The organism is Kribbella sp. NPDC049174, assembly GCF_043197365.1.
GTDB lineage: Bacteria > Actinomycetota > Actinomycetes > Propionibacteriales > Kribbellaceae > Kribbella.
Genome location: NZ_JBICSZ010000003.1, coordinates 907,511 through 925,128 on the forward strand (window position 1 = coordinate 907,511; position 17,618 = coordinate 925,128).

16 protein-coding genes are annotated in these 17,618 nt (G+C 67.7%); 12 read left to right on the forward strand and 4 right to left on the reverse strand.

The features are described 5' to 3' along the window. Positions 1-53 precede the first annotated feature (53 nt). From ACGFIF_RS21745 to ACGFIF_RS21765, 5 genes are read left to right on the forward strand one after another with little or no spacing between them, the layout of a single operon-like run. Complete coding sequence (locus tag ACGFIF_RS21745; protein WP_393156710.1) at positions 54-809, forward strand: carbohydrate ABC transporter permease; 756 nt, start codon at positions 54-56, stop codon at positions 807-809. Then, on the forward strand, positions 806-1,618 hold the full coding sequence (locus tag ACGFIF_RS21750) for a carbohydrate ABC transporter permease (protein ID WP_393156711.1): 813 nt from the start codon (positions 806-808) through the stop codon (positions 1,616-1,618). The genes ACGFIF_RS21745 and ACGFIF_RS21750 overlap by 4 nt, the downstream gene beginning before the upstream one ends. Further along, on the forward strand, positions 1,615-2,259 hold the full coding sequence (locus ACGFIF_RS21755; protein WP_393156713.1) for a hypothetical protein: 645 nt from the start codon (positions 1,615-1,617) through the stop codon (positions 2,257-2,259). The genes ACGFIF_RS21750 and ACGFIF_RS21755 overlap by 4 nt, the downstream gene beginning before the upstream one ends. Next, positions 2,243-4,738: a GH116 family glycosyl hydrolase gene (locus tag ACGFIF_RS21760; RefSeq protein WP_393156714.1), complete on the forward strand. Its 2,496-nt coding sequence runs from the start codon at positions 2,243-2,245 to the stop codon at positions 4,736-4,738. The genes ACGFIF_RS21755 and ACGFIF_RS21760 overlap by 17 nt, the downstream gene beginning before the upstream one ends. 17 nt (positions 4,739-4,755) lie before the next feature. Then, positions 4,756-5,241 carry a hypothetical protein gene (locus tag ACGFIF_RS21765; protein WP_393156716.1) on the forward strand — a complete coding sequence of 162 codons (486 nt, stop codon included), beginning with the start codon at positions 4,756-4,758 and terminating at the stop codon, positions 5,239-5,241. A 46-nt stretch (positions 5,242-5,287) separates the two neighbouring features. On the opposite strand, the gene ACGFIF_RS21770 is transcribed toward ACGFIF_RS21765, so the two are convergent. Continuing rightward, entirely contained in the window at positions 5,288-5,668 is a 381-nt protein-coding gene (locus ACGFIF_RS21770; RefSeq protein WP_393156717.1) for a DUF779 domain-containing protein, read from the reverse strand. Next, the gene (adh, locus tag ACGFIF_RS21775; RefSeq protein WP_393156718.1) at positions 5,668-7,191 is read right to left on the reverse strand and encodes an aldehyde dehydrogenase; all 1,524 of its coding nucleotides are present in this window, start codon (positions 7,189-7,191) and stop codon (positions 5,668-5,670) included. The genes ACGFIF_RS21770 and adh overlap by 1 nt, the downstream gene beginning before the upstream one ends. Positions 7,192-7,273: 82 nt before the next feature. Here adh and ACGFIF_RS21780 point away from each other — a divergent pair, with 82 nt between their 5' ends. Then, positions 7,274-8,725: a GAF domain-containing protein gene (locus ACGFIF_RS21780; protein WP_393156720.1), complete on the forward strand. Its 1,452-nt coding sequence runs from the start codon at positions 7,274-7,276 to the stop codon at positions 8,723-8,725. Position 8,726: 1 nt separating this feature from the next. Here the strand turns inward: ACGFIF_RS21780 and ACGFIF_RS21785 are convergent, their stop codons facing one another. Continuing rightward, on the reverse strand, positions 8,727-9,275 hold the full coding sequence (locus ACGFIF_RS21785) for a hypothetical protein (RefSeq protein WP_393156721.1): 549 nt from the start codon (positions 9,273-9,275) through the stop codon (positions 8,727-8,729). A 186-nt stretch (positions 9,276-9,461) separates the two neighbouring features. Between ACGFIF_RS21785 and ACGFIF_RS21790 the strand changes: the two genes are divergently transcribed. The 4 genes from ACGFIF_RS21790 (at position 9,462) to ACGFIF_RS21805 (ending at position 15,057) form a co-directional block, all read left to right on the forward strand. Then, positions 9,462-11,615: a (Fe-S)-binding protein gene (locus tag ACGFIF_RS21790; protein ID WP_393156722.1), complete on the forward strand. Its 2,154-nt coding sequence runs from the start codon at positions 9,462-9,464 to the stop codon at positions 11,613-11,615. An 88-nt stretch (positions 11,616-11,703) separates the two neighbouring features. Continuing rightward, positions 11,704-12,495: a hypothetical protein gene (locus ACGFIF_RS21795; RefSeq protein WP_393156723.1), complete on the forward strand. Its 792-nt coding sequence runs from the start codon at positions 11,704-11,706 to the stop codon at positions 12,493-12,495. Between the two features lie 119 nt (positions 12,496-12,614). After that, positions 12,615-14,192 (forward strand): alkaline phosphatase D family protein, encoded by a 1,578-nt coding sequence (locus ACGFIF_RS21800; protein ID WP_393156724.1) that lies wholly within the window; start codon positions 12,615-12,617, stop codon positions 14,190-14,192. Between the two features lie 10 nt (positions 14,193-14,202). Then, positions 14,203-15,057, forward strand: coding sequence for an NEW3 domain-containing protein (locus tag ACGFIF_RS21805; protein WP_393156725.1), 855 nt, complete (start codon positions 14,203-14,205; stop codon positions 15,055-15,057). Here the strand turns inward: ACGFIF_RS21805 and ACGFIF_RS21810 are convergent. Further along, positions 15,054-15,848 (reverse strand): SDR family NAD(P)-dependent oxidoreductase, encoded by a 795-nt coding sequence (locus ACGFIF_RS21810; RefSeq protein WP_393156726.1) that lies wholly within the window; start codon positions 15,846-15,848, stop codon positions 15,054-15,056. The genes ACGFIF_RS21805 and ACGFIF_RS21810 overlap by 4 nt on opposite strands. A gap of 100 nt (positions 15,849-15,948) precedes the next feature. Between ACGFIF_RS21810 and ACGFIF_RS21815 the strand changes: the two genes are divergently transcribed. Together ACGFIF_RS21815 and ACGFIF_RS21820 are read left to right on the forward strand one after the other, a co-directional pair. Continuing rightward, the gene (locus ACGFIF_RS21815; RefSeq protein ID WP_393156728.1) at positions 15,949-16,710 is read left to right on the forward strand and encodes a hypothetical protein; all 762 of its coding nucleotides are present in this window, start codon (positions 15,949-15,951) and stop codon (positions 16,708-16,710) included. After that, positions 16,707-17,537, forward strand: coding sequence for a DUF4097 domain-containing protein (locus tag ACGFIF_RS21820; protein ID WP_393156729.1), 831 nt, complete (start codon positions 16,707-16,709; stop codon positions 17,535-17,537). Before ACGFIF_RS21815 ends, ACGFIF_RS21820 begins: the two co-directional genes overlap by 4 nt. Positions 17,538-17,618: the final 81 nt, after the last annotated feature.

Below are 17,618 nucleotides of genomic sequence, written 5' to 3' on the forward strand. Positions count from 1 at the left end.
TGCTCTTCCTCATCTTCATCGCCGCGCCGTTGGTCGCCGCCTTCGGACTGAGCTTGTTCCACTGGGATCTGCTGAGTACGCCGGAGTTCGCCGGGCTGGACAACTTCCGGCAGCTCGTCACCGACGGGGCGACGATCCGCGCGGTGATCAACACCTTCGTGTTCGCGATCGCCTCGGTGGTCACGCATATCGGGCTCGGCATGCTTCTCGCCCTTGGCGTGCACCGGACCATGACCCGGGGAACGAAGTACTTCGTGAGGACCGCCTTCTTCTTCCCGTTCCTGGTCTCCTGGGCCGCGGTCGCGCTGATCTGGAAATACGTTCTGGATCCAGCTTTTGGTCTGGCGAACTACTACCTTTCGTCGACGACCAACTGGCTCGCTTCGCCGACCTGGGCGTTGCCGACGCTGATCGTCGTCGACTGGTGGCACACGATCGGGTACACGTTCATCATCCTGCTGGCCGGTCTGCAGACGGTGCCGGCGCAGCTGCACGAGGCGGCCCGGGTGGACGGTGCGAACGCCTGGTGGCGATTCTGGGGCGTCACGCTGCCGGTGATGTCGCCGACGATCTTCTTCGCCACCGTGATCACCTTCATCGGTGCGTTCCAGATCTTCGACCCGATGGTGATCATGACGCAGGGCGGACCGGACGGTGCGACCCGCAGCATCGTCCAGTACACCTACGAGAAGGGCTTCCAGTCCTTCGAGGTCGGGTACGCCGCCGCCCTCTCGCTGGTGCTCTTCCTGGTGATCATGATCGTCACCGGTCTGCAGTTCCGGCTCAGCCGCCGGTGGGTGCACCAATGAAGGGCCGGCTGATCGACCTCGCGCTCGTCCTCGGCGGACTGCTGATGATCGCGCCGCTCGTCTGGCTGATCGTGACCGCACTGTCGGAGCCGATCGACGCGTTCCAGTTGCCGCCGCGGTGGATCCCGCGACCGCCATCGCTGGAGAACTTCCAGCAGGTGCCCGAGCTGATCCCGTTTGCGCAGATGGCCTGGAACAGCTTGCAGATCGCTGTCATCACCACGGCAGGATCCTTGCTGACCAGCGCACTGGCCGCGTATGCGTTCTCACGGTTGCGGTTCCCGGGACGCGACCAGATCTTCTCGGTGTTGCTGGCGGCGCTCGTCGTACCGGTGCAACTGACCGTCGTACCGGTGTTCATCCTGATGCGGTGGTTGCATCTGGTCGACACGACGGTGGCGATCTGGTTGCCGGCGCTGGTGAACGTGTTCGGGATCTTCTTCCTGCGGCAGTACATCGCCTCGATCCCGCGGGAACTGGACGAGGCGGCGATCATGGACGGGGCCGGGCACGGCTGGATCCTGTTCCGGATCATCCTGCCGCTGGCCCGGCCGGGGCTGACCGCGCTCGGGATCTTCGTGTTCGAGGCGTCCTGGAACAACTTCTTCTGGCCGTACATCTTCCTGTCGTCGCCGGAGAAGATGACGCTGCCGGTCGGTCTGGTGTCGTTGCAGGGGGCAATGGGCGGCGGGCCCGCGGTGGTGCTGTTTGCGGCGATCACCCTGGTGGTGCTGCCGATCCTCGTGCTGTTCCTGATCTTCCAGCGGTCCTTCATCGCCTCGATCGCGTCCACGGGACTCCGCGCATGACCGATCACCTGCCTGCTGCCTTTCGCGCCTTGTGGCACGAGCTCCCACTTCTTGCCACCGCCGGAGTCCTGGTCTGTACGGCGTCCGGCCTCGTCGTGCTGTTGATACCGGGCGTGTCACCGGGCAGCGTGTTACTCAGTGCACTGCTGGTCGGGCCGGTGTGGGCCGCACTGGTGGCGACTACTGATGCTGTGGTGCGTGATGGACGTGGTGGGGTGCTGCTGATGCTGCGCAACGTTCGACGGTGCGGACTGGCCGGACTGGAAGTAGCTGCCGTTCCCGCGGTCGTTGGTGCGCTTGCACTGCTCAACTGGACTCTCTACAGCGGTCCGCTCTTCCTGGTGCCCATGGCGGTCAGCGGTTGTGCGACCGTGCTGACCAGCTTGGCCGCCTGCTATGCGTTCAGCTTGCGCGTGACCACCGGGCTGCGGGGTCGACACCTTTGGTTCACGTCGTTGGCGCTGGTGGCCCGTGCACCCGCCGTACCACTCGGGATCGTTGCTCTGGCGGTCGTGGCGCTGATGCTCGGCACCTCGGTCACTGCGTCGTTGTTGTTGCTCGCACCCGGCCCGGTGGCGTTGTTCGCCTCGGCCGGGACCTGGACTGTCTATCGGACGGAGAACCATGCACTACACCGGTGACAAGCTGACGCACTTCGCGCTGCCGCTAGGCGGTCTGGGGACCGGCACCGTCGCCTTGGCCGGCAATGGCGCGTTGCGGCAGTGGCAGCTGCACAACATCGGCAACCACGAGGGTCACGTGCCGGACAGCTTCTTCGCTCTGCGACTGTCCCAGGTCGAGCCGCCAATGGACGAGATCCGTTTACTACAAGGGCCTTTGCGGGAGCCGTCGAACACCCCACTCGTGACGGACGACGCCGTACCGGCTGGTGAGAAGCGGCTGCACGAGCTGCTGCGACCTGTGGGCGAGGCGACGGTGTCGGCTGTCTATCCGCGAGCTCGGGTGGACTACGAGACCGATCTGCCGCTGGATCTCAGCATGGAGGTGTTCAACCCGCTGGTGCCTGCTGACGCGGCTGCAAGCTCTCAGCCGGTCGTGGCGTTCACGTTCACGCTGCAAAACACCGGTGAGTTCGCGCTACACGGTCTGCTCGCCGGCGCCTTGCAGAACTCGGTGGGCTGGGACGGCGTCACCCCGATCGACGGTGTCTCCTGCGCTCTCTATGGAGGCAACACGAACCGAGTGCGCCAGTCCGAACAGTGGACGTCGCTCGTCATGGAGAACACCGCACTCGCTGCGGATCACCCGGGCGCAGGGCAACTGGTCCTGTCGACCGAGAGCACCATTCCCTTGAGTTATCCACAGTGGTCGACGCCCGAGCAGTTCGTCACCTACCTGGCCGGACGCCCGACCCGGCGGCCGTTCCCGGCCGACGGTCCCAGCGCACCCGGGACGACGTGGAACGGGGGTCTCGCCGCGCCCTTCCGCCTGGAGCCGGGCGAGACGGTGCAACTGCGGTTCCTGATCGCGTGGCACTTCCCGAACCGATTTGTCGACTTTCAGCAGTTCGGCCCGCGGCGGGACTACGGCCACAGCCGCTTCTGGCTCGGCAACGCGTACACCCGTCGTACGCCCGATGCCGTCGCGGTGACCGAGTCGTTCATCGCCCGGTGGCCAGAGCTGCAGGCACACACCACTGCGTGGGCGGACGCGTTCGAGTCGAGCAGTCTGCCCGGTGAGGCCGGGTCACGGCTCGCTGCGCTGGTTGCCGACGTACGAAGCCCCACTGTCTTCCAGACCGCCGGCGACACGGTGCTCGGCTTCGAGGGCGTGCTCGGTGCGTCCACAGGGATGTGGGGTGGCCGGTACGGCGGCTCCTGCCCGCTCAACTGCACTCACGTGTGGAACTACGAGCAGACGCTGTCCCGGCTGTTCCCGTCGCTGGAGCGGAACATGCGGGACACGGAGTACGACGTGATGCAGGCGCCCGAGGGGTACATCCCACACCGGGTGATCGCACCGACGTACCACCGGCAACTCTGGGACGTGGTGATCGGCGGCCCGGAGGAGCCGGCACTCGACGGCATGCTCGGCAACGTGCTCAAGACGTACCGAGAGGTCCGGCAGGGCGCAGGACTCGAGTGGCTCACCCAACGATGGCCGAACGTCCAGCGGCTCCTCACCCACATCCGCACCAAGTGGGACAGCGACAACACCGGCGTACTGCGTGGCATCCAGCCCAGCACGCACGACATCGACCTGTGTGGCGTCAACACCTTCATGGGCACGCTCTGGCTCGCTGCACTACGCGCCGCCGAGGAGATGGCGCTGCTGCTGGGTGAGGACGGCAAGGACTACCGCATGCTCTTCGAAGCAGGCAGCAAGGCGTACGACGAGCTCCTGTTCACCGGTGAGTACTACCGGCAGGTGCTGTCGCCAGACGAGAAGCCGGACTTCCAGTGGGGCGACGGCTGCCTGGCGGACCAGCTGATCGGGCAGTGGTGGGCCCACCAACTCGACCTCGGGTACATACTGCCCGCGGACCACGTGAAGACCGCCCTGCGCAACGTCGTACGGCACAACCTCCGCAAGGGCTTCGAAGGCTTCGACCACCCCTACCGCGTCTTCGCCGACGGCAACGACACCGGCCTCCTCATGTGCACCTGGCCGTACGGCGGCCGCCCGGACATCCCCACCCGATACTGCGACGAGGTGTGGACCGGCTCCGAGTACCAGGTCGCCGCCCACTGCCTCTACGAAGGGCTGGTCGACGAGGGCTTCCAGATCCTGCAAGGCCTCTGGGACAGATACGACGGCAGCCGCCGCAACCCGTTCAACCCGATCGAGTGCGGTGACCACTACATCCGCAACGCCGCCGGCTGGACCGTCCTCGAAGCCCTCGCCGGCTTCCGGTACGACGCCCTGTCCGGCACCCTCACCTTCGCCCCACTCGACGTGGCGCGCTCGGACGGCGTCTGGCAACTCCCCTTCGTCGCCGGCACCGGCTGGGGCGTCGCCACCAGCACCCCCGACTCCATCACCCTCACCTGCCACGCCGGCCACTTCGACCTCCAGGCCGTCCACGTGGACGGCACCGCACTCCCCGCCGACAACACGGTCGTCGTCCCCGGAAAACCCTTGGTGATCGAGAGGCCCTGACCCCTACCGTCGACACCATGTCGTTGCTCGAACAAGCCCAGGCCCTCCAGAACGAGGCCCGGCAGCTGGCTGACCAGCTCCAGCTGGACACTGCCTTCCCCTGGCAGCCCCAGCTGATCGGCAGCGCGCTGTCGGGCCTGATGGTGGTCCGCGACCTCGACGTCATGTTCGACGCCCCCGACGCCACCCCAGCCAGAGTTCTCGAGGGCCTGGCCACCCTCGCCCACCGCGTCGACCTCCGCACCGTCGACTTCCGCGACGAGCGCGGCGATCGCCGCCCGACCCCGGCAATCACCGACGAACGCTTCTACGCCGTCCTGCACACCCCCACGTGGAAAGTCGACCTCACCTTCTGGCTACATGTCGTCGACCGCCCCCATGTCGCCGACGCTCTGCACCTGCGCGACGCACCGGCCGACAAGCGCCTCACCATCCTGCGGTTGAAGGAGCTCGGTCCCGACCTCAGCAGCTCCGACATCTATGCGGCGGTCCTCGGGACATGAAGAGTGCCGGCCGTCCGGCAACGCCACCGGACGGTCGGCACTCGGTTTAGTGGAGTCCCAGTGCGGCGGACTCCTGGTCGGTGAAGAGGCGGGAGCGGATCAGGAAGCGGACGCCTTCGGGTGCTTCCACCGAGAAGCCGCTGCCACGGCCTTTCACCACGTCGACGGTGAGCCGGGTGTGCTTCCAGTACTGGTACTGGTTCGCGGACATCCAGAACGCGATCGGCCGGTCCAGGCCGTCCACGACCAGGTCACCGAGATGCACGTCCGCCGACCCCGTCTTGAATTCCCCGTCCGGGTAGCACATCGGCGAACTGCCGTCGCAGCACCCACCGGACTGGTGGAACATCAGCGGACCGTGCATCGCGGTGAGACGGCGCAGCAGTTCCGCCGCCTCGTCCGTGAGCCCGACCTTCGCCACGACCATCAGAAGAAGCCGAGTTTGTTCGGGCTGTAGCTGACCAGCAGGTTCTTGGTCTGCTGGTAGTGGTCGAGCATCATCTTGTGGTTCTCCCGGCCGATGCCGGAGCTCTTGTACCCGCCGAACGCCGCGTGCGCGGGATAGGCGTGGTAGCAGTTCGTCCAGACCCGGCCGGCCTGGATCTCGCGGCCGGCCCGGTACGCCGTGTTGATGTCCCGCGACCAGACACCGGCGCCGAGCCCGTAGAGGGTGTCGTTCGCGATCTTCAACGCGTCGGCGTAGTCGTCGAACTTCGTCACCGCGACCACCGGGCCGAAGATCTCCTCCTGGAAGATCCGCATCTTGTTGTCGCCCTCGAAGATGGTCGGCTGGATGTAGTACCCGCCGGCCAGGTCACCCTCGAGCTCGGCGCGCGCGCCGCCGGTGACCACGCGAGCGCCTTCTTCCTTGCCGATGTCGATGTAGGCGAGGATCTTCTCGTACTGGTCGTTACTCGCCTGCGCGCCCATCATCGTGTCGGTGTCGAGCGGGTTGCCCTGTTTGATCGCCTGCGTCCGGCCGGTCGCGTCGGCCAGGAACTGGTCGTAGATCTCCGACTGGATCAGGGCACGGGACGGGCAGGTGCAGACCTCGCCCTGGTTCAGCGCGAACAGCGTGAAGCCCTCCAGCGCCTTGTCGTAGAACTCGTCGCGGGACGCGGCGACATCGGAGAAGAAGATGTTCGGGCTCTTCCCGCCGAGCTCGAGCGTGACCGGGATGATGTTCTCCGAGGCGTACTGCATGATCAGCCGACCGGTCGTGGTCTCACCAGTGAACGCGACCTTGGCCACTCTGTTGCTAGAGGCAAGCGGTTTGCCGGCCTCGACGCCGAACCCGTTGACCACGTTCAGCACCCCGGGCGGCAGCAGGTCGTGGATCAGCTCGAGCAGCACGTGGATCGACGCCGGCGTCTGCTCGGCCGGCTTCAGTACGACGGCGTTACCGGCGGCCAGCGCGGGAGCCAGCTTCCAGGTCGCCATCAGGATCGGGAAGTTCCACGGGATGATCTGCCCGACCACGCCGAGCGGCTCGTGGAAGTGGTACGCGATGGTGTCGTCGTCGATGACCGAGACCGACCCCTCCTGGGCCCGCAACGCACCGGCGAAGTAGCGGAAGTGGTCGATCGCGAGCGGCAGGTCGGCGGCCAGCGTCTCCCGCACCGCCTTGCCGTTGTCCCACGTCTCGGCGACCGCGAGCGCCTCGAGGTTGGCCTCGATCCGGTCCGCGATCTTGTTCAGGATGTTGGCGCGATCGGCCGGCGAAGTGCGGCCCCAGCCCGGCGCGGCACCGTGGGCGGCGTCGAGGGCACGCTCGACGTCCTCCGCCGTACCGCGGGCGATCTCGGTGAAGACCGCACCGGTGACCGGGGTCGGATTCTCGAAGTAGCCGCCCTTGACCGGCGGCACCCATTCGCCGCCGATGTAGTGCTCGTAGCGCGATTTGTACGTGACCGGGCTGCCATCACTGCCGGGAACTGCGAAGATCGTCATAGGTCCTCCTACGGAGCTCGACGGTGGACCGAACCTAGGTGGCGTGACGTTGCAAGGACGTTGCAACCCGGAGTGAGGCTGGATGGACGCACCGGAGCAGGCCCGCCGGTTGAGCCAGATGTACGACGAGGTGCTCGGTGGCGGCCGGGTGCCCAACGTGCCGCGCCCGCTGGTGGCCGCGTCCTGGGAGCGATCTCTCGCCGCCTCCGTCGATCCCGAGCTGGACGCGCCGCCGGTGATCGTCGACACCGGAGTCGTCGAGGGCATCCGCGAGAACCATCCGCTCCGCGCCGTCCTGCCGGTACTGCGCCAGACGCTGACGTCGATTGCCGACGAGGCCTCGCACATCATGATCATCACCGACGCGCAGGGGATGATCCTCTGGCGCGAAGGTGCGGCCGACGTACGCCGCCGGGCCGACCGGATCGCCCTGTCCGAAGGCGCGATCTGGTCGGAGGACAAGATCGGCACCAACGGCATGGGTACGTCGCTCGCCGTCGGGCAACCGGTGCAGATCCACTCGGCCGAGCATCTGGTCCGCCGGATTCACGAGTGGACGTGTGCCGCCGCGCCGGTCCACGATCCCGACACCGGCAAGCTGCTCGGAGCGGTCGACGTCTCCGGACCGTTGCGGACCGTTCATCCCGCGATGGTCGCGCTGGTGACAGCCGCGGCGCAGCTCGCGGAAGGGCAGCTGAAGGTCCGGATGGCCGCGGCCGACGAGATGCTGCGGGCCCGGAACATGCGGCACCTGATGGCCCTGGGCGACGCACCCGGCGCACTGCTCACGCCGACCGGCCGAGTGCTCGCCGTACAGCCGCTCGAGTGGTTGCCTGACCGCCTCGTCGTACCGGACGGTGCCGACCGCATCGATCTCGGCGACGGCCGTGAAGGCTTGATCGAGCAGCTCGACGAGGGCTACCTGCTGCGCATGCCCGGTACGCCGGTCCGCCGCAGCCGGCCGTCACTCCGGCTGCGGTTGCTCGGGACCGGCCAGCCGATCGCGGTCGTCGGCGGTCGCGAGATCGCGTTGACCCTGCGCCGGGCCGAAGTACTCACCTTGCTCCTGCTGCACCCGAGCGGGCTCACCGCCGAGCAACTGATGCTCCAGTTGTACGGCGACGAAGGCAACCCGACCACCGTCCGGGCCGAGATGCACCGGCTGCGGAACCTGCTCGGCGGCGGAGTCCTCGACACCAAGCCGTACCGGATCATCGCCGAGGTCACCGGCGACGTCACCGACGTCCAGGCGGCCCTTCGCGACGGTGACCTGAGCACGGCTCTCGACCGGTACGACGGACCGTTGCTCGCGCGCTCCGATGCGCCCGCCCTCCGCGCCGAACGCGACGAGCTCGACGCCACGCTTCGCCGCGCGATCCTCGACACCGGCGATGCCGACCTGCTGTGGCGGTTCGCCCAGACATCAACCGGTGCCGAGGACCTGGAGATCTTCGAGACTCTGCATGCGGTGCTGCCACCATCGGATCGCCGGCTGCCGGCCGTCGCCGCCCGGCTGCACCGGCTCACCGAGTAGGTCACTCCCGGCCGACGAGGATCCACATGTAGTCGCGGTTCTTGACCGGGAAGGTCGCGGTCTTGCTGCTGAGCTCCTTCGTCTTCTTGCAGTCGCTGGTCGTGTAGCGCCAGCGGACCACCTGGACGCGCCAGGACTGCTTGAGCTGGTGCAGCCGGCGGATCTTCCCGGCCGGGACCTCGGCCGTGTAGGACCAGGTCTGCGAGACCGAGTGCGACTTGCCGACGGTCTTGGAGTACTTGTTCTGGATCTCCGCGATCACCAGCGGGATGCTCACCCCGAGGTCGCCGGACCAGGACGAGTTCGACTCCGAGGTCGCCGTCTTCTGGTAGGTGATCCGGCCCGGGCCCTCCAGCCACTCGCTGTAGAGGTTCGTGCCGACGTACACCTCCTTGCCGCCCCGCGTGTACCAGTTGACCGCTTTGGTGTCGCACTTCTTGGCGACCGTGCTGTCCGCGGCGATCGGCGCGGCTGTCGCCGTACCCGCTCCGGAGACCAGCACCCCGCTCGCCAACATCATTCCCGCGACCGCTGCCCGCTGAAGACGCATCCCACTCTCCCGTGAAATCATTTCCATCCCTACATTCGCAGTGGTTGGAAACTTACGGATTGGCCTACTGCGCGGGCAATGGATCTCGTGTAACGCTCTGTGTCGGTTTGCTCAAGGTCACATCTCGGGCGTGATGAGCCCGACACCGACATGACTCACGGGTAACCAACCAATAACATCGCTGGTATGCAGATCCTCGCCATCGTCGTCTCGCTCGCGATCGCCGCCGTCGGCATCGCGTTGTTCGGCAAGACGATCGGGCACATCGTGTCCGTCATCAAGCTCGGTCAGCCGGTCAGCCGGACCGACCAGCCCGGGCAGCGCTCCGTCACCCTGGCCAAGGAGACGCTGGGCCACACCCGGATGCTGCAGTGGAGTCACATCGGCGTACTGCACTGGTTCGTCGCGTTCGGCTTCATCGGGCTGTTCCTCAGCCTGGTGACGGCGTTCGGGCAGCTGTTCGACGCGCACTTCGCGCTGCCGATCATCGGGCACTGGTTCGTCTTCGAGTGGGTGACGGAGTTCCTCACCTGGACCGGGCTGATCTCGATCATCGGCCTGATCGTGATCCGGCTGCTCAACCTGCCGAAGGGCCACCTGGCCCGGTACAGCCGGTTCTTCGGATCGCGCGCCTGGCAGGCGTACTACGTCGAGTACACGATCCTCGGCGTACTGGTCTGCATCCTGTTGCTGCGCGGCCTCGAGTACGAGCTGGGCGCCGGCTCGAAGTTCCACTTCCCGGGCACCTTCTTCCTCGGCGACGCGCTGTTCGGCGGGCTGAGCGAGCAGGGGCTGGAGAACGCGATCTACCTGGTCGCGATGATCAAGATCCTGATCTCGTTCGCCTGGATGATCACCATCTCGCTGAACGCGACCATGGGTGTCGCCTGGCACCGGTTCACCGCCTGGCCGAACATCTGGTTCAAGCGCGAGTCCGACGGCGGTACGGCGCTCGGCGCGCTGCAGCCGATCATGGTCAAGGGCGAGCCGATCGACTTCGAGAACATCGAGGAACTGGACGAGGACGCGGTCCTCGGTGTCGGCAAGGTCGAGGACTTCACCTGGAAGGGCCTGCTCGACTTCACCACCTGCACCGAGTGCGGCCGCTGCCAGTCCCAGTGCCCGGCCTGGAACACCGAGAAGCCGCTGTCACCCAAGCTGGTGATGATGAACCTGCGCGAGCACGCGTACGCCAAGGCGCCGTACCTGCTGGCCTCGTCCGACGACGAGCGCAAGTCGCTGCCCGAGCTGGTGCTCGCCGAGCAGGACAAGCCGCTGGTCGGTGCCGCCGACGTCGCGGTGATCGACGAGGAAGCCCTGTGGGCGTGTACGTCGTGCGGCGCCTGCGTGCAGCAGTGCCCGGTCGACATCGAGCACGTCGACGCGATCATGGACATGCGCCGCTACCAGGTGCTGATCGAGTCCTCGTTCCCGTCGGAGCTGAACGGACTGTTCAAGGGCCTGGAGAACAAGGGCAATCCGTGGAACATGAACCCGTCCGGCCGGATGGACTGGGCCAAGGACCTGCCGTTCGAGGTCAAGCAGGTCGGCACCGATGTGGAGACGCTGGCCGAGGTCGAGTACCTGTTCTGGGTCGGCTGCGCCGGCGCCTTCGAGGACCGCGCGAAGAAGACCACCCAGGCCGTCGCCGAACTGCTCAACATCGCCGGCGTCAGCTTCGCCGTACTGGGTGACGGCGAGACCTGCACCGGCGACCCGGCCCGGCGGTCCGGCAACGAATTCGTCTTCCAGCAGCTGGCGATGCAGAACGCGGAGGTCTTCAAGGAGACCGGCGCCAAGAAGGTCGTCTCCACCTGCGCGCACTGCTTCAACACCCTGAAGAACGAGTACTCGCAGCTCGGCGTCGAGCTCGACGTCATCCACCACACCCAGCTGCTCAACCGCCTGGTCCGCGAAGGCAAGCTCACCCCGGTCGCCCCGGCCGACAGCTCGCTCAACGGGCAGAAGATCACCTACCACGACCCGTGCTACCTCGGCCGCCACAACCAGGTGTACGACGCTCCGCGCGAGCTGCTCGACATCATCCCCGGTGCCGAGTACGCCGAGATGCCGCGGAACCAGACGAAGTCGTTCTGCTGTGGCGCGGGTGGTGCGCGGATGTGGATGGAGGAGAAGATCGGCAGCCGGATCAACCTGAACCGGACCACCGAGGCGGTCGAGACCGGCGCGGACAAGATCGCCACCGGCTGCCCGTTCTGCCGGGTGATGCTGTCCGACGGCCTGACCGCGAAGCAGGCCGACGGAACGGCGCGCGAGTCCGTCGAGGTCTCCGACGTCGCTCAGCTCCTGCTCGCCTCGGTCAAACGCGGCGAAAGTTGACCTGCAACTAACTGCAAAAGGCTTCCTCCGCAGGTGGTCCAGACCATAAGATCCGGCGTCTGCATCATCTGGGGAGGAATCCACCGCCATGAAGTTCCGCTTTGCGCTGTCCGCGGCCGCGACAGTGCCACTTGTCCTCGGCCTGGCTGCCTGCGGCGGCGAGCCGGCCGCGACCGGCTACCAGCCGTCCACACCGGCGTCGACGCCGGCGACCACCACCGCCGCACCGCAGAAGGTCGTCCCGGCCGCGCACCTCGACTCGACCAGCTTCATGCCGGCCGTGAAGAAGGGGATGATCGGCAAGGACACCGTCCGGATCTCGATGACGATGGAGACCGGCGGTCAGAAGATGACCATCACCGGCGAGCAGTCGATGAATCCGGTCAAAGCCAAGATCGACATGAAGGGCGCGGCGTTCGGTGGCCGGATGAAGCTGATCCTGGTCAACGACATCGCGTACCTGCAGACGAGTGACCTGCCGAAGGGCAAGTACCTCAAGGTCGACCCCAACTCGGACGACCCGATGGCGGCCGAGGTCGGGTCGATGCTGGAGGAGATGAGCCCGACCAAGACCTTCGACGCGTTCGACGCCGGCCTGACGAAGGTGACGTACGTCAAGACCGAGGCACTCCAGCGCCGCAAGGTCGACCGCTACGAGGTCACCGTGGACATGGCCGCGGCGATGAAGGCTCAGGGCCAGAAGGCGCCGGCCGGTGCCCCGAAGGCGATCGTCTACACGATCTGGATGGGCCAGGCCGACCACCTGATGTACAAGGTGTCGTTCAACCTGATGGGCGCCAGCGCGACGATGACGGCGTCCGACTGGGGCAAACCGGTCAGCATCAAGGCGCCGGCCGCGAAGGACATCGTTCGCCGCTGAGACCGGATTCGGTCACTTCACATCCACCTGTGAGAACTTCTCGTAATCTGCTGTTAGACAGGTAGAAGTTTACCTGTTGCAGAAGTGATCACAGTCGATGATCGAGTGGGCGGGTGCCGATGAGCGTGCGTGTGGGTAGTACTCGACGAAGCTTTCTGACTGTCACCGGAGCGGCCGCCGCGCTCGCGCTGAGCGGCAGTCTTCCCGAGGTGGGCCAAGCCCTGGCCGGCGCGACCGGCCGGGGCGACCGCCGGGATCCGTTCACCCTCGGCATCGCGTCCGGCGATCCACTGCCGGACGCGGTGGTGATCTGGACCCGGCTCGCCCCGGACCCGCTGGCACCGTTCGGCGGGATGGACCGCCGGCCGGTCGAGGTTCAGTGGCAGGTCGCCGAGGACGAGCATTTCCGCCGGATCGTCCGCCAGGGCACGACCCAGGCCCGGCCCGAGTCGAGCCATTCGGTGCACGTCGACGTACGTGGACTGCGTCCGTGGCGGCACTACTGGTACCGCTTCCGCGTGAACGGGATGCTCAGCCCGGTCGGCCGGACCCGCACCGCACCGTCGGCCGACGCGGTCGTCCCCGAGGTGTCACTGGCCTTCGCGTCCTGCCAGGCCTGGTGGGAGGGCTGGTACACGGCGTACGCCGACATGGCCAAGCGCGACCACGATGTGGTGTTCTTCCTCGGCGACTACATCTACGAGTTCGGGATCGACCGTGGCATCCGGCCGCTGTCGAACGAGCCCTGGATGACCCAGCAGACGGTCACGCTGGACGAGTACCGAGTCCGCTACGCGTCGTACAAGATGGATCCCGACCTCCAGGCGGCACACGCGGCCGCGCCCTGGGTGGTCACGCTGGACGACCACGAGGTGGTCGACAACTGGGCCGACGAGGCGCATCCGAGCGCGCCGCCCGCGCAGTTCCTGGTCCGGCGGGCCAACGCCTTCCGCGCGTACTGGGAGCACATGCCGCTGCGGCTCGCGCAGTTGCCGAAAGGCCCGGACATGCAGCTCTACCGGCGGATCCGGTACGGCCGGCTGGCCGAGTTCAGTGTGCTCGACACCCGGCAGTACCGCTCCGACCAGGCGTACGGCGACGGCACCAAGGCACCCGGTCCGGAGACCAAGGACCCGGCCCGCACGATCACCGGAGCGGCCCAGGAGAAGTGGCTGCTCGACGGCTGGTCCGCCTCGCGCTCGCGCTGGAACGTGCTCGCCCACCAGACCGCGATCGCCCGGCTCGACACCAAGGACGGCCCGGACGTGCTGGTCCCGATGGACACCTGGGACGGGTACGAGGCGTCCCGCGACCGCGTCCTCGGCGGCGCCGTCCAGCGCAACGTCAGCAACCTGGTCTCGATCGCCGGCGACCTGCACCGCAGCGTCGCCTCGGACCTCAAGCTGGACTTCACCAATCCCGACTCACCGACCGTCGGCACCGAGTTCGTCGGTACGTCGATCACGTCCGGGATGGACGGGATGGACCTCGATCCCGGCGGCCTGACCCTGCTCAAGGAGAACCCGCACATCAAGTTCGGCAACTTCCAGCGCGGCTACGTCAGCTGCAGCATCACCCCGCAGCGGTGGATCTCCGACTACCGGGTGGTCGACCGGGTCAGCGTCCAGAACGGCACCGTCAGCACCCGCGCCAAACTCCTCGTCGAGGACGGGCGCCCGGGTATCCAGACCCTCTGAGGAGAGACCGATGACGATTCGATGGCAGTCGGCGGTCGCGCTCGGAACCGCGGCGGCGGCGACCGTGATCGCGTTGCCCCAGGCAACCAGCAACCCACCGCGGACCGACGTACAGGTCTCGGTCCAGCCCGAACAGCTGAGCGTCGTCGGGCTGCCCTGCTTCCCGGGCACTCTGACGCTCACCATGACCAACACCGGCACCGAGGACCGGTACGCCGACCTGACCCTGGATCCGAGTGGTCCGCTGCAGCTGTCCCGCGAACTGTTCTCGTCCTGGCTCCCGGCGGTCGACCCCGACCAGCCGGTCTCCGCACCGGTCGAGGTTCGGGTGCCGCGCGACACCCAGCCCGGCAACTACTCCGTCGAGCTCGAGGTCGACCGGTCCAAGCTGACGGTCCCGGTGACGGTGAATCCCCTGCCACCGAAGGGCCCTGGCAGCAATGTGGCCCTCGGCGAACAGGCATCCGCCTCGTCGACGCACGGCAACTTCGCCCTCTGCGGTGCGGTCGACGGTGACAACGACTCCGAGCACTGGGACACCCTGACCGGCTGGAACGACGGGACCCGCGCGGTCTTCCCGGACAACTACGCCGTCGCGCTGGCCGCGCCGACCACGCTCAGCCGCGTCGAGCTCTACACCCTCGACTCGAAGCAGTACCCGGCCGCGACCAACGGCCTGCGCGACTGGGACGTCCAGGTCCGCAAGGGCACCGCCGACTGGCAGACCGTGGCCCAGGTCCGCGGGAACACCCTGGGCCACGTCACGTCGACCTTCGATCCGGTCGAGGCGGACGCCGTACGCATCCTCTGCCTGGCAGGCAACGGCAACACCTACTCCCGCATCGTCGAACTCGAGGTCTACTAGTGCAGGTATGACGCGCCGTTGAAGTCGAGGACGGCGCCGCTGGACCAACCGGCCGCCGGGGAGGCGAGCCAGTAGATCGCCTCGGCGACCTCCTCGGCGGTGGCGGCGCGATTGAACGGGCTCTGGGCCCGGATCGCGTCGCCGCCGGGACCGCTCAGGAAGCTCTCGGTCATGTCGGTGGCGATGAATCCGGGCGCGATTGACGTCACCGTGATGTCATGTGGCGCCAGCGATACCGCCAACGACTGCCCCAACGAGTGCAGTCCCGCCTTCGCGGCACCGTAGGCGGGCACATCCGGCTCCCCCCGGTACGCCCCGCGCGACCCGACGTTGACGATGGCGCCCCGCCGGCCGCCGTCAGCCGGGTCCCGGTCCAGCATCTGCCGGGCCACGCACCAGGTCAGGTGCGCGGCCCCTTCCAGATTCACCGCGAGCGTACGACGCCACGCCGACACCCACTCGTCGTACGACGTCTCGGCGAGCGGATGCCCGATCCGGCGGGAACCGGAGACCGGCTCGTCGACGAACAGCGCCGCATTGTTCACCAGCACGTCGATCCGGCCGAGGACAGCCACCGATTCCTCAACCAGGACAGGGATTCCGGCCGGATCGCCGAGGTCGGCCGCGACCACCCCATGCCCGTCCCCGGGCAACTCGGCGCGGACCTGCTCGGCCCGGTCGACCGCGCCGCGGCAGTGCAGCACGACCCGGTCGCCGGCCCGCGCGAACACCTTTGCGACCTCCGCTCCGACACCCCTGGACGCGCCTGTGACGAGAACACCTCTGGACACGCTTCCTCCTGTCGCCGACTGCGGCCCATTCTGCCCGTGCTGCCACCATGACATCAGAAGGGGTTGACAGTGACGTCATGATGACGTCATAGTTGCAGTCATGGAACTTGATCACTATCTCGAGTCGGTCCGGCGGAGCGTGGAGAACGCCACCGCCCTGGCCGACGATCAGACTCGCTCCGTGGCCCAGCGCCTCGGAGCCACGCTGGATGACGCGGGCCGGCTGGCCCTCATCTCAGCCCTGTCCGACGCCGCCGGGGAGATCAGCCGCGAGCTGTCCCCCGGCTCGGTCGAGCTCCGGATGGCCGGTGGCCGTCCCGAGTTCGTGGTCACGCCGGCCCCGAGCCAGCTGACCGGCCACGACGACACGGACGACGAAATCGACGAGGACGAGACCGACGACCAGCAGGACGAGGCGCTCACGCCGGAGGCCGACGAGCCGACCGCGCGGATCACGCTGCGGCTGCCGATGTCGGTGAAGAACAAGGTGGACGAGGCCGCCGCCGCCGACGGCATCTCCTCGAACGCGTGGCTGATGCGCACCGTGATGACCGAGCTGCGGGACCGGGGCCGAGGCCGCGGACCGCGTCCGCCCCGGCCCCCGCGCCCGCCGCGCGGTGGCGGCATCTTCGGCCCCGACGGACCGCTCGGCCCGAACGGTCCGCTCGGGCCTGAGGGTGTCTTCGGACCGGACGGCGTGTTCGGCCCCGACGGGCCCTTCGGCGACGAGGGTGTCTTCGGACCCGAGCGCGGTGGCAAGCGCAACCGGGATCGCGACCGCGACCGTGGCCGGCGTGACCGGGACCGGGACCACCGCGGACACCGCGGTCCGGGCCAGCGGATGACGGGGTGGGTCGAATGAGCGGCTTCACCAGTCAGCTGGTCGAGGATGCGAGCCTGATCGACCGGGTCCGGATCGAGATCGGCTCCGGCCGGGTCGAAATCATCCCCAACGACGGCACCGAGACCGCCGTCACCCTCGAGGTCGACAGTGGCAGCGAGGAGGACGTCGTCTTCAAGGTGAACGACGGCGAACTGATCGTCGAGGGCCCCCGTAACGTCCGCCGCGGACCGGAGATCCACGTCCGGATCGCCACGCCGTCGACACTGGACGCCCGGATCAAGACCGGCTCCGGTGACATCAGCTCGCGGATGCCGCTGGGCACCGCGCGGCTGGCGACCGGCTCCGGCGACGTCCGGATCGAGCGGGTCGAGGGCGACCTCGGCGTCACCACCGGCAGCGGTGACGTCCGGGTCGAGCACGCCGCGGGCACGGTCCGGGCCGGCACCGGCTCGGGATCGATCGACATCAACGAGGCCGCCGACGCGCTCGGGCTGAGCACGGGTTCCGGTGACGTCCGGGTCGGCGACGCGGCCGGCCCGACGACCGTCAAGGTCGGCTCGGGTGACATCACCATCGAGCGGATCCGGGACCACTCGGTCGCCACCTCCGGGTCCGGCGACGTCCGGGTCGAGATCGCCGACGGACCGAGTGTCCGGGCGGAGACGGCCCGCGGTGACGTCCAGATCGGGGTCCCCGACGGCGTCCCGACGTACCTGGACCTGAAGACCGTTACCGGGCGGATCCGGTGCGACCTGGAGCCCGGCCAGAAGCCGGCCGAGGGCGAGCGCGCGCTGATGCTGCGGGCCCGCACGGTCTCCGGCGACATCAGCGTCGTCAAGGTCTGATCCACACCACCCAGGAGGTTCCGCCGGCGACGGTCCGGCGGGACCTGGGCGAAGCACTGCCGAAAACAGCACAGCACGGGG